The sequence below is a fragment of the Paraburkholderia sp. RCC_158 genome (genome assembly GCF_041355255.1).
Classification (GTDB): domain Bacteria; phylum Pseudomonadota; class Gammaproteobacteria; order Burkholderiales; family Burkholderiaceae; genus Paraburkholderia; species Paraburkholderia graminis.
Genome location: NZ_JBFUPM010000025.1, coordinates 1 through 20,290, shown reverse-complemented (window position 1 = coordinate 20,290; position 20,290 = coordinate 1). Strand labels below are relative to the sequence as shown.

18 protein-coding genes and 5 pseudogenes are annotated in these 20,290 nt (G+C 58.3%); 11 read left to right on the top strand and 12 right to left on the bottom strand.

What is annotated here, in order from left to right; translation table 11 throughout:
* The first annotated feature begins 16 nt into the window (after positions 1-16).
* Positions 17-1,210, top strand: coding sequence for a porin (locus AB6809_RS31065; protein ID WP_371027969.1), 1,194 nt, complete (start codon positions 17-19; stop codon positions 1,208-1,210).
* Positions 1,211-1,362: 152 nt separating this feature from the next.
* Positions 1,363-1,697 (top strand): annotated as a pseudogene (locus AB6809_RS31060) (IS6 family transposase); the annotation flags it as partial.
* A 409-nt stretch (positions 1,698-2,106) separates the two neighbouring features.
* On the opposite strand, the gene AB6809_RS31055 reads toward AB6809_RS31060, so the two are convergent.
* From AB6809_RS31055 to AB6809_RS31035, 5 genes are all read right to left on the bottom strand, one after another.
* Positions 2,107-3,015 carry an integrase domain-containing protein gene (locus AB6809_RS31055; protein WP_371027968.1) on the bottom strand — a complete coding sequence of 303 codons (909 nt, stop codon included), beginning with the start codon at positions 3,013-3,015 and terminating at the stop codon, positions 2,107-2,109.
* Positions 3,016-3,908: 893 nt separating this feature from the next.
* The gene (locus AB6809_RS31050; RefSeq protein WP_371027967.1) at positions 3,909-4,202 is read right to left on the bottom strand and encodes a hypothetical protein; all 294 of its coding nucleotides are present in this window, start codon (positions 4,200-4,202) and stop codon (positions 3,909-3,911) included.
* A 469-nt stretch (positions 4,203-4,671) separates the two neighbouring features.
* A complete protein-coding gene (locus AB6809_RS31045; RefSeq protein WP_371027966.1) occupies positions 4,672-5,229 on the bottom strand; it encodes an ankyrin repeat domain-containing protein in 558 nt (185 codons plus the stop codon).
* Between the two features lie 138 nt (positions 5,230-5,367).
* A complete protein-coding gene (locus AB6809_RS31040) occupies positions 5,368-5,979 on the bottom strand; it encodes a hypothetical protein (protein ID WP_371027965.1) in 612 nt (203 codons plus the stop codon).
* Between the two features lie 128 nt (positions 5,980-6,107).
* On the bottom strand, positions 6,108-6,569 hold the full coding sequence (locus AB6809_RS31035; RefSeq protein WP_371027964.1) for a hypothetical protein: 462 nt from the start codon (positions 6,567-6,569) through the stop codon (positions 6,108-6,110).
* A gap of 133 nt (positions 6,570-6,702) precedes the next feature.
* Here AB6809_RS31035 and AB6809_RS31030 point away from each other — a divergent pair, with 133 nt between their 5' ends.
* Positions 6,703-6,978, top strand: a complete 276-nt coding sequence (locus AB6809_RS31030) for a hypothetical protein (RefSeq protein WP_371027963.1) — start codon at positions 6,703-6,705, stop codon at positions 6,976-6,978.
* A 205-nt stretch (positions 6,979-7,183) separates the two neighbouring features.
* On the opposite strand, the gene AB6809_RS31025 is transcribed toward AB6809_RS31030, so the two are convergent.
* Together AB6809_RS31025 and AB6809_RS31020 are read right to left on the bottom strand one after the other, a co-directional pair.
* Positions 7,184-7,534, bottom strand: coding sequence for a hypothetical protein (locus AB6809_RS31025; RefSeq protein WP_371027962.1), 351 nt, complete (start codon positions 7,532-7,534; stop codon positions 7,184-7,186).
* 127 nt (positions 7,535-7,661) lie between these two features.
* Complete coding sequence (locus AB6809_RS31020) at positions 7,662-8,009, bottom strand: hypothetical protein (protein ID WP_371027961.1); 348 nt, start codon at positions 8,007-8,009, stop codon at positions 7,662-7,664.
* A gap of 869 nt (positions 8,010-8,878) precedes the next feature.
* On the opposite strand from AB6809_RS31020, the pseudogene AB6809_RS31015 reads away from it, so the two are divergent.
* The 3 genes and pseudogenes from AB6809_RS31015 to AB6809_RS31005 all read left to right on the top strand — a co-directional run bounded on the left by AB6809_RS31015 (position 8,879) and on the right by AB6809_RS31005 (position 9,530).
* Positions 8,879-9,202, top strand: a pseudogene (locus tag AB6809_RS31015) (transposase).
* Entirely contained in the window at positions 9,178-9,375 is a 198-nt protein-coding gene (gene tnpB / locus AB6809_RS31010; protein ID WP_371027960.1) for an IS66 family insertion sequence element accessory protein TnpB, read from the top strand. The pseudogene AB6809_RS31015 and the gene tnpB overlap by 25 nt, the downstream one beginning before the upstream one ends.
* On the top strand, positions 9,375-9,530 hold the full coding sequence (locus tag AB6809_RS31005; protein WP_371027959.1) for a hypothetical protein: 156 nt from the start codon (positions 9,375-9,377) through the stop codon (positions 9,528-9,530). Before tnpB ends, AB6809_RS31005 begins: the two co-directional genes overlap by 1 nt.
* A gap of 187 nt (positions 9,531-9,717) precedes the next feature.
* Here the strand turns inward: AB6809_RS31005 and AB6809_RS31000 are convergent, their stop codons facing one another.
* On the bottom strand, positions 9,718-9,912 hold the full coding sequence (locus AB6809_RS31000) for a hypothetical protein (RefSeq protein ID WP_371027958.1): 195 nt from the start codon (positions 9,910-9,912) through the stop codon (positions 9,718-9,720).
* A gap of 815 nt (positions 9,913-10,727) precedes the next feature.
* Here AB6809_RS31000 and AB6809_RS30995 point away from each other — a divergent pair.
* The 4 genes and pseudogenes from AB6809_RS30995 to AB6809_RS30980 all read left to right on the top strand — a co-directional run.
* A pseudogene (locus AB6809_RS30995) lies at positions 10,728-11,798 on the top strand (GGDEF domain-containing protein); the annotation flags it as partial.
* Between the two features lie 4 nt (positions 11,799-11,802).
* A pseudogene (locus tag AB6809_RS30990) lies at positions 11,803-12,342 on the top strand (transposase); the annotation flags it as partial.
* A 268-nt stretch (positions 12,343-12,610) separates the two neighbouring features.
* Positions 12,611-13,015, top strand: a complete 405-nt coding sequence (locus AB6809_RS30985) for a hypothetical protein (RefSeq protein WP_371027957.1) — start codon at positions 12,611-12,613, stop codon at positions 13,013-13,015.
* A gap of 423 nt (positions 13,016-13,438) precedes the next feature.
* Positions 13,439-13,945, top strand: a complete 507-nt coding sequence (locus AB6809_RS30980) for an EAL domain-containing protein (RefSeq protein WP_371027956.1) — start codon at positions 13,439-13,441, stop codon at positions 13,943-13,945.
* A gap of 475 nt (positions 13,946-14,420) precedes the next feature.
* Here AB6809_RS30980 and AB6809_RS30975 read toward each other — a convergent pair whose 3' ends face one another.
* Positions 14,421-15,371 (bottom strand): tyrosine-type recombinase/integrase, encoded by a 951-nt coding sequence (locus AB6809_RS30975; RefSeq protein ID WP_371027955.1) that lies wholly within the window; start codon positions 15,369-15,371, stop codon positions 14,421-14,423.
* Positions 15,346-15,615, bottom strand: a complete 270-nt coding sequence (locus tag AB6809_RS30970) for a hypothetical protein (RefSeq protein ID WP_371027954.1) — start codon at positions 15,613-15,615, stop codon at positions 15,346-15,348. The genes AB6809_RS30975 and AB6809_RS30970 overlap by 26 nt, the downstream gene beginning before the upstream one ends.
* 894 nt (positions 15,616-16,509) lie before the next feature.
* Between AB6809_RS30970 and AB6809_RS30965 the strand changes: the two are divergent.
* A pseudogene (locus tag AB6809_RS30965) lies at positions 16,510-17,533 on the top strand (IS30 family transposase).
* A 798-nt stretch (positions 17,534-18,331) separates the two neighbouring features.
* Here AB6809_RS30965 and AB6809_RS30960 read toward each other — a convergent pair.
* Complete coding sequence (locus tag AB6809_RS30960) at positions 18,332-19,357, bottom strand: IS110 family transposase (protein ID WP_371027953.1); 1,026 nt, start codon at positions 19,355-19,357, stop codon at positions 18,332-18,334.
* A 254-nt stretch (positions 19,358-19,611) separates the two neighbouring features.
* Entirely contained in the window at positions 19,612-20,013 is a 402-nt protein-coding gene (locus tag AB6809_RS30955; RefSeq protein ID WP_371027952.1) for a hypothetical protein, read from the bottom strand.
* Positions 20,014-20,290 lie beyond the last annotated feature (277 nt).

The window sequence follows — 20,290 nt, the reverse complement described above, 5'->3', positions numbered from 1 at the left end:
CAAACACATGACAACGATGAAAAAATATTGGTTTGCCACGCCCCTCCTGCTGTCGTTCGCGGGGATCGCCTCCGCGCAGAGTTCGGTGACGCTCTACGGCATCGTCGATGCAGGCATCAGTTACCGCAGCAACGAACGCATTGGTTCGACCGGGGCGTATAGCGGTCATTCGAACGTCGCCGCCACGAGCGGGAATCTGTCCGGCAGCCGCTGGGGCATCAAGGGCACTGACCAGCTTGGCGCCGGCTGGACCGCGCTGTTCCTGCTCGAAGACGGCTTCGACATCACAAATGGCAAGAGCGGCCAGAACGGCGGCATATTCGGCCGTCAGGCTTACGTTGGGATCGGCAACAGACAATACGGGACCATCACGATGGGACGCCAGTACACGTCGCTCAACGACTTCGTCAGTCCGGTCGCGGCGGTGTCGCTGGTGGGCGGCTACGGTGCGCATCCGGGCGATATCGACGACCTCGACCAGACCGCTCGCGTCAACAATTCGGTCAAGTACACCAGCCCGACCTACGCAGGGTTCACGTTCGGCGCGATGTACGGTTTCGGCGGCCAGCCGGGCAGCCTGAAACAGCAGAACACGTGGAGCGTCGGTGCATCATATGCGAATGGACCAGTTCACGTGGGTGCCGGCTATGAGCGCTCCGACAACAGCAAGAGCGGTGCCGACGATACGACAGCGGGCAAATGGCAAGGCACCGATGACGGTTTGTTCAACTCGTCGATCAACGAAGGTTATGCGAGCGCGCAGTCGCAGCAGATCATCGGTGCAGGAGCCACTTACGATTTCGGACCGGCGATTGTCGGCGTGAACTACAGCAATGTGCAGTACCGTTCGGGCGCGGACTCGCTGTTCAACGGACATGCCACCTTCAATATTGCGGGCGTGTTCGCGCAGTGGACGCTGCGGCCGTCGGTGCGGCTGTTCGCTGGCTACAGCTACACCCGCGGAGGCGAAGTGGATGGCGTGGGCGATCGAGCGCAATATCACACTGTATCGCTCGGTGCGCAGTACAGCCTGTCGACGCGCTCGACGGTGTATCTGATGGGGGGATATCAGCATGCTTCAGGCACGACGCTCGATGCGCTGGGCAATCCTATCGCCGCAACCGCTTCGGTGACGGACAAGGGCAACGGTCACTCGTCGGCGGCGCAATCGCAGGCGATTGTCAGCATCGGAGTGCGGCACAGGTTCTGACGCGCGGTAATAGCTTGCGCTTCTAGATCACCAGTTCATAGCTCACCTTCTGCGAGAACAAGCCGCGGAGTTTCTCAAAGCCCCATCGAGTTGTTCGCGTCCCCGGCAGCAAATCGGTTAACGTGTCAGGCTGAACGAATTGAGAACCGACGATGAGCAAGCTGAAAAGCCTTGACGAACTGTTCGCAGGCCGTCACTTTGACCGCGATGTGATCACATTGTGTGCGTTCGCTGGTAAGTGCGCTACAAGCTTAGCCTGCGCGATCTGGTCGAAATGATGGCAGAACGGGGTATGTCGCTGGCGCACACGACGATCCTGCGCTGGGTGCGGCGCTTTGCACCGGAGTTCGTCAAACGGTGGAACCGCATTAGCAGGCCCACCGGCCACTCATGGCGTGTCGATGAGACTTACCTGAAGATTCGTGGTAAGTGGGTTCACCTTTATCGAGCGGTGGATCGGGTTGGCCTGACGGTTGACTTCATGCTCCGTACGCTTAATGGCAATGCGGCCTCGCACCGCGCCGTGCGAAGTGTCAGATAACTGGCACTTTTCTATCAGTTCGGTCCCGGCAGATGCACCCTCGCTGAATCTTTCGGCAAAAGTGTCAGATAACTGACACTTTTATATCAGTTTCACTGCCGGGCACAGACCGTCATCAGATCCCGAAGCATGTCATGGTTTGCCGGCTGCGCCGAAGATCAGCCGCTCCATCACCTCCCGGATTGTCTCACCGCGATTCCTGAGTCCCCTGAGGGCGTGGAATGCCTCAGGAGATATTCGCACCTTCGGCAGAGCGTCTGCGGATTCAGGGAGACCCTCCAGACGGGTTCCGCCCACCAGCTCAGCTTTGACCTTCCACACGCTGCCTTTCGGCAGACGATGGGCGGCTATGAATTCAGGTTTGCAGCTCATAGGTCGCCCTGAGGTAGTTGTTCCAGACCCAGCGGCCCCGGCCCTCGCCGTGGCCCAGGTCGCGCGAACACAGTGCGAGCGCCTCTTTGGTGCTGTAGCCTGCGCCCAGGTAGTGCTCGTAGTTGTCGCGGCAGAAGGCCCGGCGCAAGGCGTGTCCGGAGTCCCGGCCCGTCAGCCCGAGCGCCGCAAACCGGTCCTGAACCTGCTTCTGGGCCGCGCGATCGGTGGGCGCATCGACTAGGTATTGCCGCCCCGTCATGACTTCCAGCGCGGCCCTGACCGCCTCCAGCGCCCGCGCACGGTAGGGCGCCGGAATGGCCGTATCCCTCACGCGTCCACCCTTGGTGCCATGACGGATCGTGATGAAGCTCTGGCCGCGCGCCAGTGCCGCCTCCCACTGTTTCAGGCTCCGGTGGCTTTCGATCATCTCCTCGCGTCGCAGGCCCAAGTACCGCTCGAGCTGGATCCATGCGCGGGTGTCGGCCTGTGCGCGTTCGAGCGCCAGCTCGAGCACGTTTGCATCGACTACGCGTCCGGTGCCGATACGCGTGCCGGCGGGCACGCCGAGCTGCGCATTCGTCACCCCATCGGCCCACTCGCCGCGTCCGACGCCGCGCAATGCGCGGCGCAGATGACTGACCTCGTTCTGGATCGTGCGCGGCGTGATCCCCGCCTCGATGCGCGCGGCCACGTAGTTCCGGAGCTGCTTTTCCGTGACGGTGGCCGGATCGACCGGCCCGTAGCGCCGCTGCTTCGCATGCGCGGCGAACGCCAAGAAGGTGGTACGCATCTTCTGCCGGGTCAGGGTCGCCGCGCCCTTATGGAGCGACGCCGCCATGAACTTCGCTTCAATCGATCGTGGCCGGTTCGGAGGTGACGTGGACTTGCTCATAGTCATCTTCTGTTGGGATGGTTCGTGGTTGATTCAGTGCTTTTTGCGTCGTGCCGGTGCGCTCCAGCGAGCCGGGTCCTGCTTCCGTTTAGGGAGGGGTGGCCGCCACCTGGAGGTGGGTTTCGCGTGGCCGGGGTACTGCATGCCGATCAGGTCGTTTGTCGTTCGCCGGTTGGCCGGTTCGACGCGCTGACTGGCGCGTAACTATCACGTCGGTAGATGGGCGCCTTGACTGACGCGGGCGACAGGGGTGTTCGAAAGAGCGTCACTGCTCCGCGGGGCGAAGCAGTGACGCTGCAGAATCCATGCGGTGACCTTCGTTGAGCGTTCCCGGCGGGCGGGTCGCGGAAGGCGGTGAAGTCATCGTGCGGGGCTCGCATGCATTCGCTGTCGGCACAGCGAACGGGGAGCGTGCGCGCGATGCGCTAGATGGGCGACTCGTTGGACGCAGAGCTGGAATGGGTGTGCCCGGGTCATGCCCGGATAAAACGGTGATGCACGGGTGAGCCCCGTGATGCAGGGAATGAGTGCGTTTTCGATGGACGGACTACGGGAGCCCGCCGAAGCACTCAGGAAAATTTTGTCGCCCAGGGGGCTGCGCAGGGCGGATCAATCCGATGCGCTTGCCGTAAGCGATGACTGCGGCCGGGATACCCCGGCGTCATAAAGAATCGGACTTGGCTCAAGGCCAGATCGTAGGTCGATGCGTCAGGGACGCGAGAAGCGGAACTACATTAGCACAGGTTTTTCAGTGTGCGAACAGGTCGTGCGGAAAATTTAAAAAGCTATACGAAAACAGGTCGCTTTCGGTTGGAGCACTCTCGAAAGACCCTTGAAAACAGGGCTCTTTCATGATTCAGAGCCGTCAGGCGCCTTGCGTATGCATGGCATATTCACGTCGCGTCGCGATCTCGACGGAAGTAAGGTGAATCACGCCGCGTTGGCGGGACGAACGGGACGTGCTGACGTCCGAAATCTGCATCACTGATGACGTGGTCGCAGTGCGGGCAATGCAGTTCCTGGACAAGCGGTACCGCGGGACGCCGCAGACGGGCGATGCGCTGTTCGCGCTGTTTGCGCGCACCCCGTTCCATCGACCAGTGAATACCCATCACCACCAATGTCACACCCATGACCGGCCAGCTAATGTCCATTGCGATTTTTCCGTAGTGGAATGGAATCAGCATAGCATTGCATACGGGATCTGGAGTCCGTCAGGCGAGGTCAGGCGTTATGTCAAAAACCAGTACAGCCCACTGCCTGCGTGTGGAACAAAAAGGACCTGCATTTGTCAGATCGGGGACCTGATGAGATCCCGACCTGTCGGAGCAGCGCAGATGCCTGATAGGGGCGCTTGAGAAAACGGAAAATAAATCACGTTCAGCCTGCGGTGTCGTTCACGCTGGGCGCGCCCGGGACCTATCCAAGCTGGTCAGATATCGGTCTGCGCAAACCGTCTGCGGTACTCAGTCGGATTCAAGGTCTCGGTGGTCGGTGTCGGAAAGCGCGACGGGGATGAGGTGTATAAGATCTGGGAAAGAATGAAGTACAAAGGGCGCTTCGGCGCCCTTTGTAATTTGTCGAGCCGCGCAGTAGTCGTCAAGCGGGCAGGCAGGCAGCCCCGGCAAACCATCCTTAGCAGATCAAGCTAGCGCTCTAGTATTTCACCAGTTGCAAGGTCAATCGTCCATGAGCCGTTTTCTTCCGCTTCCCGCAGCAGACGGTCGACTTCGATGTAGTCGAGTAGCTCGACTCTTTTCCGGTCGTCTGAGGGAAGACTTTCATAGTAAGCAATCGATGCTGCCAAACGTTCGAAGATAGATAATTTCGGTCGAACGGACGATGTAGCTGTACACCAGATTCGAGGAGAAGACGCACGGCGTCCAGTTTGCCGTACCGGGCGGCCAATGTTAGCGCAGTATCGCCGTCGCTGTTAATAATATTCGCATCGGCGCCGGCCACCAAAAGTGTCCTTACATGTGGCAGAAGCCCTTGAACGGCCGCTATATGAAGAGCGGTACTGCGACGTTGACCGCCTTGCGCATTCACATTCGCGCCCCGGGCAATGAAGAAATCCAACGTGCCGGGCGTCCACAGGCTTTGCAAAATCGGGGGATAGCCCAGCCGTGGATCCCCGTCGATCGGTGCTCCAGCGTCAATCAGCCAACCCAGCAACTGATTCCCACCGGTAAAGATGCTTTTAGTTAAAGCCATCCCGTCCGCAGGAAGCCCTGCGTCACGCCTGACATCGTTATGCGTTTTACACGCCGCGCAAAGGCGGTCTTATTTTATATCGGAAGCGGCCCGATCTGCCCGTTCTGTCCAACTGCGACTGGTAGTCGTACGACGCCCTCATTGACAGATGTATTCATCCTGGACGGCCTCGAGAAGCCCGGTCGAAGCAGCTTTGAAATGGCTGTACTTCCGGTAGGCCTTGCCGTTGACCGTCACCGTCTCGCTCGATTCGCTTTCCTCGGCAGCCCGGTCGCGTGCTTGAACGCTTGCATTGCTTTGCGCACCGGAGCTTGAAAAAGTTGCGGGCGTGGCGCTTTCCTTCGCGACAGTTTTACTGGAGGCGGCGATCGATGCAGTTACCGGGTTGCCGAACCGCGCCTCATCCGAAGCCCATTTCGGCGCGACATAGCCCCATCTGGACGTGGCGGTATCCATGTCGATTTCCCTGGTCGACCATCCCACCACCGTTGGGCCGTCGTTGAGCGGCGACAGTTCGACGGCCACAATCTGCGGTCCCCGGCGCGCGACCAAGAGGCATTTACCACCCTCCGAGACCTTGAGCGGAATCGCACCCTTCCAGGCAAGCAAGGCGAAGGGCAGGGTGTTGGGCGTGACCTGCGAACCCGCCGCGTTGCTCGCGGAGATTGCTAGGGCGGGTGCTGTTATCTGCGCGTTGGCGCCGGCGACTGCGGCGAGCGACAGCATCACAACCGAGAGATGACTCTTCATACGGCGCCTCGACCGGAAAACGAGGGTTGGCCTTTTCGGGGCTATCGACAACAACCAACCTTTGAAATGAAGAGAAGGCATGAGCACATCTCCTTTTCATGGTGCAGGTGCCATTGCACCCAGCGACGCTATTTCGCCAGCGAGACTTTGATGTTGTCGTGCATGACCGACATTGACTTGGCGTCAGCAATCTCATCATGTTCGACCTTCGTCGGAGTCGGCACTGCCTTGACTTTTTCTGCTGCGGGCTGAGCCCTCGGATCCGTCGTGCGCTCGCTGGCCGCGGCGACGACAGGCAGACCAAGTCGGGTGCGGACGAGCGGGTCACGATATTTTTCGTCATCCGAATACTGCGGAGCATCGACTGCGTGGGCAAGGGGCGCGATGGTGCCGGGGCAGAGATGGCCGGTGGCTTCGACAGCCTTGCGATTGGCGTCGCTCTGGCACAACAGCGCCAGCGCGACATCCGTCAGCCCCATCGCGCGGAACTCGCGCGCATCCAGTCGCCGAACGCACGCCTGATCAACCTGCGTCGTACCACCTGTCAGGCCGAAGCCGGTAACCGACACGCCGAAGCTCGTGGAGCCCATACAGGTATCGGAGAGCGTCGTCGTGAGCGCTGGCGCCGCGATGCTCGGTGTCGTTCGCACGGAGTACGAGCTCTGGTTGTAGTCGACTGTCGCCCTCGTATCATACGCGCTCGATCCTGCGCCCGAGGCGGCCTTGCTGGCAGCGTCGGTTGCGCTGCCCCCCGTCGTGCCTGCTCCAGTCGATGCCGTCAGTGCCGGCACCGTGACCGACACGCTGACGTTCGAGGAGCCGCCCGACGCGGTGGCTCGTCCGATGCCACCAACCGACGACGCGTTCGAACTCGTGGTGGCCGAAGAGTTCGAAGAGGTTCCGATGTTGTTCAGGCTGGAGCCGCCGCCCTGGCCGATGCCGACCGAACTTGAACCCGAGATCGAGCCCGACGATGAATTTGCGGTCGTATCGGCATAAGCGGCGTGCGCAACACAAAGCAGAACTGCGCATGCCAGATACAAGGTGGTCCTAGTCATTGTAAGTCTCCCGAAATAAAGTGGAACGCCGCGACAGCAATCAACGACAAGCGATTCCAGAGCACGATTTATAGTTCTTATGGGTGTAAACGAGGCGGGTCCAGTTCGACCAATGATCTCTGCAGACGCCGCCTCTAACGGGTCGGCTAGCGCCAGCCGCGCCCGAGCGAGCTCCATGCGTTGGCCGCCGCACCCGCGCCGGAGAGCCCCGTCGCGGACGATCCGCCGTGGCCATATCCGCCAACCGTCGAGGTGTTGGTATGGCTGGTCGACGCGTTCGTGGCGTTGCCGGTCACGCCGAAACCGCCACCTGCGAGCGCTTGCGCGTTACTGTTTGCCGCGCCGTAGTCGGTTGCCTGGAAGAAGCCGGAGCCCGACACGGCCGCGGAGGTTTGGCCAACCGAACTCGAACTCGAGCTGGAATTCGTTCCTGTCCCAGCCATCGCGACAACGGAACAGAGAGAGAGCAGCGCAGCAGCGGTTATTCTGATTTTCATGATATGTACTCCTTATCAGACTGTGAAAGAGTCATGCTCGTTATCGTGGAGTTCAACAGCATCCCATTCCTGCGAACTGACTCCTGGTGCCCCGAATTCAGGGCTGGCACCTATGCAGCCGGAACGCTTAATGCCATCCGTTGCCGAGCTTGCTCCACGCGTTCGCGGCTGCGTCGGCACCCGACATGCCCCCCGCGGTAGAGCCGCCGAAGCCGAAGCCGCCGACCTGCGATGTGTTGATGTGGCTCGTCGTTGCGTTGGTCGTGTTACCCGTGGAGCCAAAACCTGAGCCTGCGGTGGCCGAAGCGTGGCCGTTTGCAGCACCGGCGTCGGTTGCCGTAAAGTGTCCAAAGCCGATCACGGCGGCAGCGGTCGAGCCGCCCGAGGTCGAGCTTGAGCTCGAATTCGTACCCGTAGCAAAGGCGGCGACGGAAGCCAGCGAGAGGACTGCTGCTGTGATGACATTGCGTTTCATGGTCAGTCTCCAGTTTAAAGGCGCACGGTTATCCAGCTACATGAGCGCCGGCATGTAGCAGGTATGGCAGGAAGCTTTTTTGCCTGACTTCAGCCGTACTGGGTCAGGGGACACAAGACCGATCTTCGTCCCCGTGAGGACAGAGGTCTGCGCGGAATTTCTCGACGAAGTCTTCCGACTTCCGATGAAAAAGTGATCGGCATGTACTGGGCATCGAGGGCTGGAGCGCGACCCTGTCGCGTCGCACCGTGGCCAGATGTGTTGCTGACGGCAGCCACTGCGCCTGACGATGCAACTTGGCCAGTGGCCCTGATGCACGTTTGCTGGTTCTTCATCACTGTCCCCGGCATCGAATAGTCGATGCGCTATCTTTTATCGTTCTGTTTTGAACTACACCCGCTTTTTTTATGACTCTACGGAAGATGAACTGTGAGAACCGTGGGACATCGAACACTTACGAAGACGCTGTGGTCCGGCCATGCTCAAAATGGAATCAACCTATGCGTGAGATCAAGCGGCTCAGTTTTCTCACCTTTAAATAAGCACACTCTTATGGCCTCACCGAAACGCAAATCCCCCGCCCACGCAGACCTTTATGAACGCGTAGATGCCCAAAAGATCATCGAGGCGTATCGCGAGACATTTCCGTGCATCACGCGGCAGCTTGCCCGCTATTGGGGCTTTGGGCGAACACATCCGTGGGGCTAGCCGCAAAACGCTGACGGCCCGATACTCAATTGTGGCCGCCATGTCTGGACCCGAACACGGAGATCGTTTTATTGGACGCGGTCCATGAGCGACGCCCTTGTGTAGAAATCGCTGCACTCTAATGCTACGTGTCCACGTGGACACTTAGAGAATTGGCACCGATGGCAGATAAAAACGATTTGCGAAGCCGTTTGGTGATCGTCGAAAAAGCGCGATGGCCGACGCGAATACGATGACGAAGCGCGTGATGAACTCATCCGTCTGTGTCTGAAGCGAGGCATATCGATTGCCAGAACAGCCATGGAGCACGATATCAACCCGAATCTGCTACGCACCCCTTGATGACGATGTCTCTGGCGCTCCATGTGCGTCTATCGAACGGCGTCGAACTTGAGCTGGGCAGCTCGATCGCGACCATCGACGAACTGACGACCGTAGTTCAGATCCTAGGGAGGTTGCCGTGTTCAGGCTCGACGAAAGGCTGAACGTCTACCTGCACCGTGGCCCTGTCGATTTCCGCTACGGCATGAACAGCCTGTCAATCCTCGTCGAGCAGTCAATGCAATTGAACCCGATGATTCCTCTCTTTACATCTTCGGGAACCGGCGTCGTGACCGAATCAAGATTCTCTTCTAGGATGGTAGCGGTTTCTGGCTGATGATCAAACGATTGGAAACGAGCCACTTCATCAGGCCGGACAACGAGGCCGAGGTCGTAACGATGACAGCCGAGTTGCTGCACGCGCTGCTCGACGGCGATAACATTACTGCGATCCGGCGACATACAAAGCGGGAATATCTCCGCGTTAGCTGAACGTGCCCTTGGCATATTGGTCCAAGCAGTATGCTAATCGAGGTTACGATCACCGCCGACCAATTGAAAGAGTTGCTCGCTGAGCGCGATGCCGCTCGTGCATTACGCGAAGAACAGGACGCGCTACGCGGGGTCTTGCGGCTCGTGACAGCAGAACGCGATCTTGCCGAGTTTTATCGGTCATGGGTCAGTGAAAGATGAGACTTGCGACAGCCAGCACAATGATGGCGATAGAAATGACGATGGCGACAAGCCCACCAATGCGTGAAAACCGGCTTGGCGGTGCACTGGCCTTCTGTCCCGGTATGCTGTACGAGCGCTGACGCAGCTTGTCTGCATTGTCGAGTTGGGCTTCGTTGTACAGATTTTTGTCGTTTTTCATGTGGTCTGTTCCTTGATGGCTTGTTCGATGACTTCGTTGATGACGTCACCGTAGCGCATTTTAGGCGCACGGAAGCATAAGTGGCACACAGGCTCCCTGCGCATGGCCAGAACGGATTATCCATCTCTGATCGTTTAACTGGCGTGCCACATGGACTTCTGCTCGCAGGAGCAGGCCGAACTACGACGGTTGGCTGAGCCTCTACCCTAACTTCGCATCTTCTAGGCAGGCAGCTAGCCTTTCGAAATAATCCAGCGCTCTGCGAGTCGGAACCAGCATCCTGACGCGAAGATCTATGTCGCTTTCGTGCACGGAAACCAGCCCTTGCTTCTTCAGGTTCGTCAGTTTCCGATGCACGGTGGCGGGAGCGCCCGCGACGGACAAGGACATGGTCTCCGTAACCGTCAGTGCCTGCCCCGAATGCCATGATGCAGTGAGCGCTTCCATCGAAGTCTTTCTTACTGTCCCACTTGCCTTGGTAGGTGTAGCGACTTGGATTTGAAACCGGCCGGACTTGAAATGGAGCAGTTTCCCGCTCGAAATATCTGCAACTGACGGCGCGCGCGTGCCCGGATCAATTGCAACCGTGCTTGCATTCAGTGTGCCGTGCTTGCATTCGATCGCCGTTTGCTTGATTAACTGCAACCAGGAACGGACGCTAGATCTGCGGTCGACGCCGCACAGCGCCTTGGAGAGAAAGCGAACGTCAAAACACGCCAATCTGCAAAACGGCGCATATACTCCCAATAGCCTGAGGAATAAGCCAGCCCGACAGGATACGTCCCGTCGTCCGCGACCCATTGTTGGAGTGGCTCGTGAGCGCAAGCGTGGTTATCGACGAGCCGCCCGTAGCGGTCCGGTTTGCCACACGGATTTACGCGCGTGTCTTGCTGGCCGGATTCGCGCTGGCGCCGGCTTACCTCGTTGCCTATCTGTATTTCTTTCAGGACCCGTCGCTCCGATTCGAGAATCACGGGTTCCACGAAATCGCGATTGCGGCGGCAATGCTCGAAGACCTGTTCGTCACCTGGCGTTGTTATCTCTCGTCGGGCGAACCGCTGTTCCGCTGGCTGACCCTCGGGTTCTTCGGTTTCGTGCTGGTCTACGCACCGCATGGCGCCTTTGCCGGGCTTGCCCATCACAATATCTGGCTGTTCCTGCTCTATGGACCTGCGTCGCGCCTGCTGATGTCGGTGCAGCTGCTGGCCGGACTGCTGTCGTATGACCGGCCGCCGGACGATATGGGACAGCGCCTTAACGCGCGCCGCTGGGCGAAATGGGTTGGATTTTTGCTGCTCATCGACGTTGCGATGGCGGTCATCGAGAATTCTCCGCTCGCGGGCAGTCTGGCAGTGCGACTGTCGATGGAGGGCGGTGCGCTCGTCTTCTCGACCCTGAACGTGAGTGCGTTGCTGCTGCGCCGGATCCGTTCGCCGCTGATGGTGATCTTCGGGATATCGGTCACATCGTTCGCGCTGGCTTCGCTCGCCTTCATCATCGCCAGACCGTGGAATGACATGTTGTGGCTCGGGCACTCGATGTTTGCCGCCGGGTTTTTCCTGCTCAGCTACGGCGTCGTTCAGGCCTTTCAGACCACGCGCTCATTTGCGACCATCTATAGTCAGGAAGAACTGGTGGCCCGGCTCGCCGAGGCGATGGCGCGCACCGAAAGAGCGTTGCAGGAACTGCAGCGGGCCAACCAGAAGCTCGAAAATCTGGCCGCGACTGACCCACTGACGGGTGTGGCGAACCGGCGCCAGTTCATCGAACGCGTCGAGACGGAGATTGCGCGGGCAAAACGGGGAGGCGCGCCTTTCTCGCTGCTCGCGCTTGATCTCGATCACTTCAAGGCGATCAACGATTCCTACGGTCATCAGGCCGGTGAGTCTCCGGGCGAAAGGCGCGCGCAGCAAGCCGGGTAGCACGTGGCACCTCGACGAGATGTTCGTCACCCCGCGTGGCGAACCGTATCTGCTGTTGCGTGCGGTTGACGAGCATGGCGCCGAACTCGACATTCTGGTGCAAAAAGCTGCGCGACAAGGCTGCCGCCAAACGCTTCTTCAAGCGTGTGCTGCGTTTGAGCCCGGTGCCGCGGAAGATCGTCACTGATCGCGCAGCTATCCGGCGGCAAAAGCCGAGATCCCGGAGCTTGCGAATGTGAAGCACGTGTTTGTCAAAGCGGCAGCTCGGCTGAACAACCGCGCAGAGAATAGCCACCAACCGACACGCGAACGCGAGCGTCGCATGCGCGGCTTTCGCGACCCTGAACGCACACAAAAATTTCTCTGGTGCTTGGGGCCGATCCGGCAACATTTGGCGCTTAAACGCCACCTACTGCGCGCTTCAATCTATCGCAAACAACTCTCTGCTCAGTTCGTTGCATGGCGAGAATTCGTCGAACTCACTCAAAATCCGTCGGCCGCTTTCTGATAGTCGTCACCTGCCGTCGTCCCGTCCCGCTCTCGGTAACTTGACAATGCCCGGAAGGATCAAGGCAATTAAAGCGCTTCCGCCGGTAGCTAATGACTCTCTACATGCGCCCGAAGGCTGTCGCATTCATGATTAAGTCTTTCCGCAATTGGCCAGCCTCCGATTACAATTCTCACCGCTGGTCAGCAAACACGGCCGGCGTTGATGGACAAAAACTATAACCACGCACAACAAAGGGGGCTGCCGTATTGGGGCAGCACTAGACGCTATGGACGAAGTCAAAAAATTATATGGGGAAGCGGTTCGGGAATTCGAAAGCGGAATTCGTCGCGACGAGATCTGGGGCAGTGCGTTTGTCAACGCTGGGGGAAACCCTCAGCAAGCCTCCGCAATCTATGTCGACCTCCTTGCGGAACATCTATCGCATGCGGGTGCAGAAATAGGCCCAAGGAATCGAAGGCGTACCAAGTGGACCTGGACCGCGCTTGAAATCTTTTTATGGCTCGTGACATCCTTCTCGTGCGCCGGCGCATGCACCGCAATTACACGAATTTTTCTGGAAGGAAGTGGCATCAGTGCTCAAATGGTGGCCGCGTTGTCGCTCGGAGTATTTTGGGTTTCCTTCGCCGTCTGTGCGGTTTTTACCTGGCGACGAACTAATGCCAAACGCTGACAGCACAGTCATTCCTGAACGTTGCTGACCTAATGGCGCATTAGGATACCTTGGCTGTCCGCACCCCCAAGTGAGGAGTATGTATCCGACGCTGACGGATGGCGCGAATACGCCGATCCCGGAATGGCTCCATAACGCCGGTCAGTGACAGCGGGCTACTGAACGCTGCAGGGATGTTTGTCCCGGCGTCCACGCCCAAAGATACCTATTCGACGGGGTGGGATCGAGGAAATGGCCGTTTGCCATCCTTGTGTCGTCCTCCGCTGCTTTTATTTCCGGCATAACAGTGGAAATACAGGCTGGCAGGCCTGGGTGTCGAACTATTGTTGGACAGCCTCATTGCACCGGCCTATCTGCTTGCCTTCGCGCCGCGCCGGCTCCTGCTGAACGCCGTTCGCCAAGGACTTCGTCGCAAGGAGTTCCATGTTGTCTATTAGCCGATTGTCGACATCGTCAGCCGGGAACTGGCCCGGGGTTGAGGCGTTGCTGCGATGGCATCACCCGAAGTGGGGTGCAATAATAAGCCCGGCCTCGTTCATGGAAGAGGCGGAGTCAAGTGACATACTCGTGGAAGTCACAGAGTTCGTAATGAATACGGCTGTCGCCGAGATGAGCCGGAGACTGCCCGCGATTCCGCTGCGAATCTCGGTCAACGTCGCGCCGGCAGACCTCGAGCGGAAGGGCTTCGTCACACAGATAGGAACCTTGGCCGACGGATTGCCGGCGGGTGTGAGTCTCGTCCTGGAACTGACAGAGCGGTTTTTGCTTGGCGAAAGTGCTCGGACGGCAGCCATATTCGACTCCCTGAGGGCAAAAGGAGTCAGGTTTGCTATCGACGGTTTTGGGACACACAACAGCAACCTGGACCTGTTGGGCCGCTTTCGGTTCAGGTTGTGTGGAAACCCGATCAAATTACAATGCGACGCATGACCGCTGACCCCAGCGGCGCGTTCGCTGCCTTTGCGGCCATCACGGCGACGACGAGAAGGTGAACTGATGCTTCGCGGTACGAAAAAGACACCTAGCGCGGTAAAGATCGGGATGCAGGCCGATGCAATGGCCAACACCGTTGCCAGAAGCGCAATACGCAAATGCGCAAGGGGCGAGCCCGTGGAGCCGTCGTTGGTATATTCTGTTGTTGCCGAAGCACGCTGTTTGCCCATCAATGCGAATGTCTGCCTTTCACGTATAACGGCGATATGCAGAACAACTTGACCGCAAAGCAACAATGATTGGTAGAAACGCCGCGTAGGACATCGGTGTAATCCAGTGAGCGTATAACCGCAAAAGCCGACGAGTCGCGGCGAATGTCTGGCGCGAATAAGCGGGTTTGCAGACTTGACTTCCAGGTAAGAACACCGGATCCCGCGGGCGTCGTCTGGGGGGGCGGAGGGTGCGCGTGCGCCTAGTAAGTGACCCGGAATGTAGGGGATTCTTCGGGGCGGCTTTGGCGTCGGTCATAGATCCGCGTGGTGGTGATATTTGCATGACCGAGCCACTCCTGGACCTTGGCGATATCAGCTTCATGCTCCAGGGCGTTGGTCGCTGCTGTGGCTCGCAGACTGTGGACGCTAAACCCTTGCAGTTCGATTCCCGCGGTGGCTGCATAGCTCAAGACGATTTTGTAGACGCCATCGGCGGTCAGCCCTTGACCCACCCCGCGTCGGACGGGCTGGAACAGCGGCGCGTCAGGAGTTTTGCCGTGGCCGGCAGCTTCGAGATAGAGATGGATCCGTTCGGCGCTGCCCGCATGTAGCGGCAGATAACGCAGTTTGTTGCCCTTGCCCTGGATTCGCAGGTGCGGCACCCCGCGCCGCGCATGGATGTCGCTGACTTTCAGCAGACACAGTTCCTCGCGACGCAGCCCATGATAAAGCAGCACCGACAGCAGCGCGCGGTCGCGCTTGCCTTTGAGCGAGGCGGAGCCCGGTGCATCAAGCAATGCACGAGCTTGATGGTCGCCCAGTGCTGGCGTCTTTCCTTCGTTGCTGTCAACCTTCGGGCGCTTCGCACCCTTGACCGGATTGAAACTCACCGCGTTTCTTTCGCAGAGATATTCGAAGAGGGAGGAGAGCGCGGCCAGCTTGCGCCGAATCGTTGCACCTGACAGCGCGCGCTCTTCAAGTACTTTGCGCCAGGCCAGCACGTGCGCGCGGGTGATGATGCGGAAGTCGTCGGGCCTGGTGATGCCGGTAAAGCTCATGAAGTCGAGCAGGTCGATCCGGTAGGCCCGACGCGTGCGCGGATTGTCCAGATTGGCAAACCATTCCGCTTCCGCCGGTACGTCCGCCAGCTGACGGAACTGCGCATCGGACAGGCGTTGGCCCGGTTCAATCCGATTCGGCAGCACGGACATGGTTTTCTCCTGGGAGCTCAGCGCCGTGCGCGCGGACCAGCGCAATCAGTTCACCCGTCGTAATTTCGAAGCGATATTCCCGCTGGGTACCGACTTTCCGCTCATCGGTCTCGATCAGGAGCACGCTTTTACCATCCTCGGTCGCGCTCAACTGCAGCGAGCGGCACAGGCGGCCAGTCTCAGAATCGTGTTGCGTGAGCAGGTTCATTTGTCCGCTCGCGCCATTGACTGCCAGCCGCGTCATGTCATCCCCGAAAAAGCTCACCGTTCGCGAAGGCTACTATTGATAACAGATTTTATCAATAGTACAGATGCCATGGAGGCAATGCTTTTGTTAACAGTAAAGCTGTAATAAATCTGCTAAGCCGCAAACAATCAGTGAAGTAGGCTGGAATTTCGTCGTTTGCTTAATTATGCGATGATCGCGGAAAACTCGAGCATCTGCGATCCCTTGGTCGCCCTAGGATTCCACGGTGCCGAAATGATAAAACTAGGTTCGGGGCCAATACATGCAGCGACTCAATCCGATCGTCGCGTTCTTGGGAACGCTTCCGCAGTTTGCTACTTCCAGGCAGAACCAATATGTGCTTGACCTCAGATCGGGGTGTGTCGTCGATTCATTGTCGTCGACACACAGTTCGGATGTGCATATGTTCACTCTACGTGTACGGTGGCCCTGCGGGGGAGGAGACATAGAACATTTCGTCGAGGCTAACAAGTTCGTCGAATATCACATTCTCAAAGCTCATCAGATGGGTATGGACGCAGATGCGCTTCGGACCAGCGCCGAACGCGCTTTTTCTGACATTGCTGCAAAATGGGCAGCGACAAGGGTAACCGCCGACAAAGTACGTTAGAAGAGCCCTTCGGTCCTAGTTGTGACTAACGTAGCGTTATTCTGGTAACCGGGTCCTGAGTGTCGCGGGTCAGCAGTCGCGTCAGGCGACGCCTCAGATGACCGGGGCGTAATGCGGCTCTTTTTTTAATCTGTACGCCTCGAAATGGCAGAATTCTTAACCGACCCAACCGGTCGGTTGTGTTCGCCTCATGTCTCTCACGGTCTCTCTGGCGAGCTGGAAGGGATTCAAGGGGCGGCCTCAAATCTGAAGTGCAACACCGTTTCGTATAAGGTGTTGCGATGCACGAAAGAACCCAGTACCAGCAACTACAACCTGAAGAGCGCCTGACCATTGCAAGCCTGCATCTGCAGGGTTCGAGTATCCGGGCCATGGCCCGGATACTCGGGCGCTCGCCGGCCACCGTTAGCCGTGAACTGACGCGAAACAGCTCTCCCGCAGGCTACGCATCGGTACCGGCCGAAGCGCTCAGCGCCTCACGCCGCAGCGCGGGGCGCCCCCCCACAAAGCTTTGCCTGCAAAGCGTCTGCTGGCGTATCGTTCTCACCCTGCTTGAGTGGAAATGGTCACCCCAGCAGATATCGGGCACACTGAAACGTATGTATCCGACCGACCCGACCCAGCAGGTTTCGCACGAAACCATCTACACGGCCATCTACGCCCAGCCGCGCGGCGAACTGCGCCGTCAGCTCATTGCCTGCCTGCGCCGTGGTCACAGCACGCGCATGCCGCGTACACGCGGCACAGACCGACGCGGACAGATTCCCGACATGGTCAGTATTCATGTGCGGCCGCCCGAAATCGAGGACCGACTGCTGCCCGGACACTGGGAAGGCGACTTCATCAAGGGCGCGGGCAACCAGTCCTCGGTCGGCGTTCTGGTTGAACGGACCAGCCGCCTGGTGCTGCTCGCAAAGATGGAAGACGCCACCGCAGCTTCGGCGCTGGCAGGCTTCTCCGCCAAACTCAATTCGATTGTCGCGCCACTGCGGCAGAGCTTCACTTATGACCAGGGCAAAGAAATGTCGCGCCACAAGGGAGCTCACGGCCGCAACCGGCGTGAACGTGTACTTTTGCGACCCGCACAGTCCCTGGCAACGCGGCACTTGCGAAAACACCAACGGGCTGCTGCGACAGTATCTGCCCAAAGGCACCGACCTTTCGGTCTACAGTCGAGACGAACTCGACGCCATCGCCGACAGTCTGAATAGCCGGCCTCGTGCAACTCACAACTTCCATTCACCATTCGAGGTCTTCGCCGCGACCCTCGCATCAGCAAGTCAACCTCAAAGTTCTAAACATTAATCCCTCTGTTGCGCTTCACCCTTGAAACCGCCAGGTAAAAGCTGTCCGGGCAGCAGCGGCGAGACAAGCGAGACTGTCATAAACTGCGAAAAAACGATTTCGGTCTCTAAAGTCTATATTTCCCGTGCCGTTAAGACTTCAATGAACACTGAACTTCCATTCATTTCAGAGGGCCTGCTCATTGAGCTAAGTTCCCTCATCACAACGTGGGAAGCGATTCGGAAGGCGAAGGGAAGTGGTTCGATTACGGGCGAAAGTGACGAATTGCGTCAGGAGGTAATGACGCTTCTGGCGGCATTTGACCAGCATTCCCATGCCGGGTCTCGCTGACTTGATCCGAGCACCATAAATTCGTTGTCCCATACGCTTGGCACTGCGGCGGCATCGGCCGCACATGGTCTAGGTGGACGTATACGGTTTGACCTTTCGAACTCGGCGATTCCAAGCGGCCGCTCGAACTCCCAGCGATGCGCGAAGCAACAAAAAGTGCCCACAAGGGGCACCAAGCTATCATTAATCGAAGATCTGAACTTCGCTTTGACGTTTCCGAAAACTTGACCGGCTTCAGAAGCCACAGAAATTTTTTGGAATGCCCGCCAACGCGTCGAGCCGTTCAACTCCACGACGCAGATAGCATGCAACGGCCGTTGCGCCGTACAGCCGCGGATGAACGTTTCGCGCGACGGACCTTTAATGATCGGCTTCGAGAGCCACTTTTTTTCCGGGCTGCAGTCGCGTCGTAATGCCGTCCACCTCATCATCGGCGGTTGCAAACGCATGAATGATACAGTCTGCCGGTCAGCCCGGCATGACAGACGGATATGGTTGAAACGGGGCCTTCTTGGTCGCCACCGCCCACGCGATGCGGGCCAATTTGTTGGCGAGAGCGCAGGCAACGATATTGGCATGTCGTCGCGCCATCAGGGACCGCACCCAGTCCGCTAACCGACCGCTCTCCTTGTTCACTCTCAGGATATAGGACCTTGCGCATAAAACAAGCAAAGTCCGAATCGGCTTGCCTTCCCGTCGACTAACACCTCGCAGGGTTGTTTTGCCGCCAGTACTAATTTGTTGAGGGACAAGCCCGAGCCATGCGGCGAAATCACGGCCACATGCGAACTGCAAGCCGTCGCCCATTTCGCCTATGAGGGCGCTAGCAGTGATTGGTCCGATGCCCGGAACGGTCAGCAACCTTTGCGCCAACTCGTCGGTGGACAACTGGGCGCTCAGTTCTTTTTCGATGCCCATTATCTGATTTCGCAAATATTCAGAATGATCACGCAATCGTAGAAGCAGGGTCATCATCGGCGCTGGCAGATCGTGTTCGGCAAGCACGGCAGCCAAACGTTTTTTGATGTCAGTGCCGCGCGGCATAACAATGCCGAACTCCAGCAAAAATGCATGAATCTGATTGCCGGTGCGTATCCTCTCCTGCATTAACGACTGTCGGGTCCGATGCAAGGCTGATAACGACTGTTGCGACTCACTTTTAGGCGTGACAAAGCGCATCGACGGCCGAGATGCTGCCTCGCAAATCGCTTCTGCATCCATGAAGTCGTTTTTGATACTTTTAACGAAAGGGCGCACGAACCGGGGAGATATGAGTTTTACCTGATGGCCAAGGAGGGCGATCTGGCGCGCCATGAAATGTGCACCGCCACCAGCCTCCATCGCGATGGTGCAGGCAGGCAGACGGGAGCAAAAAGCCAAAACTTGGGACCGGCCGATTTTCTTCCGAAACACCTGCCTCCCCGATGCGTCCTGGCCATGTAAGTGAAACGTATGCTTTCCGAGATCGATTCCAACCAGTGCTAGCTCTTGCATGATGACCTCCGCGGGGTGACCTCACTCCATCCAGAATGTTCGTCTCAGGAACGCTTTCACGCAACGGACTCGCGAGGCATGCGGCGACAGCTTATAGTCAATCCTGACCGGTATCTTGGAAGGTAACCGCGTATGCCTGTTGTAATGCGGCGCTAGCTTCCCCGCAGTAAGTTACAGGCCGCGCCGTGAACGACCCGACGCAGCGCGGTCTTGAAGGGGAACACGCGCGATTCGACTTCTAACGGCTTGCCGAGCTACGCTACTTTGTCGATGAGGTTGTAAGCGGCCTGCAGCCCTATTATGGCGCTCTCCAAATACTTCAAACACTTGACAGGGTCGCCGGTGTCCATGTCGACGTACCAGTTACAGCCGCTTGCGTCTTCCTTCTGCCATTGAGGCGAGGGCAGAGACGCGCCGTTACATTCCGGGGATGTCTCGGCTGCGACGCGAAGAAGTGTCTCAATCTGTTCTCTTGTACGAAGAGTTCGTCCCTTGCCGTCGCCTGGCGATCTAAGGTAGATGTCCCAATCCGCCTTTGCGGCGTCCTCCGTCGAAAAACTGATCGGCGAAAATCCAACCCCGCCTGGGTTCGTGGTCGCGGGATGCGCGACCCAGATGTAGCGGCCGTCCTGCTCAATAATTTTTAATGCTTCCATCGCTTCCCTTTAACCTCGATTTACCTGCCACCAATAATAATCTACCTACGCTCGAAACTTGGCAGCAGACGGACGACTTACATTGGTCGCGCCTCGCTACTGGGCTGGCCTCGGAGCGGAGCATAGAAGCGCGATGTATGTGCACAGAGCAGTGATTTCAGCCAGCACATTGCGCTTCGACGCATCGCGGGTCCGAAAAACCGAGCTAAGCTCGAATCTGGTGTATGGGGGATTTGAGGCGGGAGATTGAAGGCGGTGGAGGTTTCAGCTGAGAATC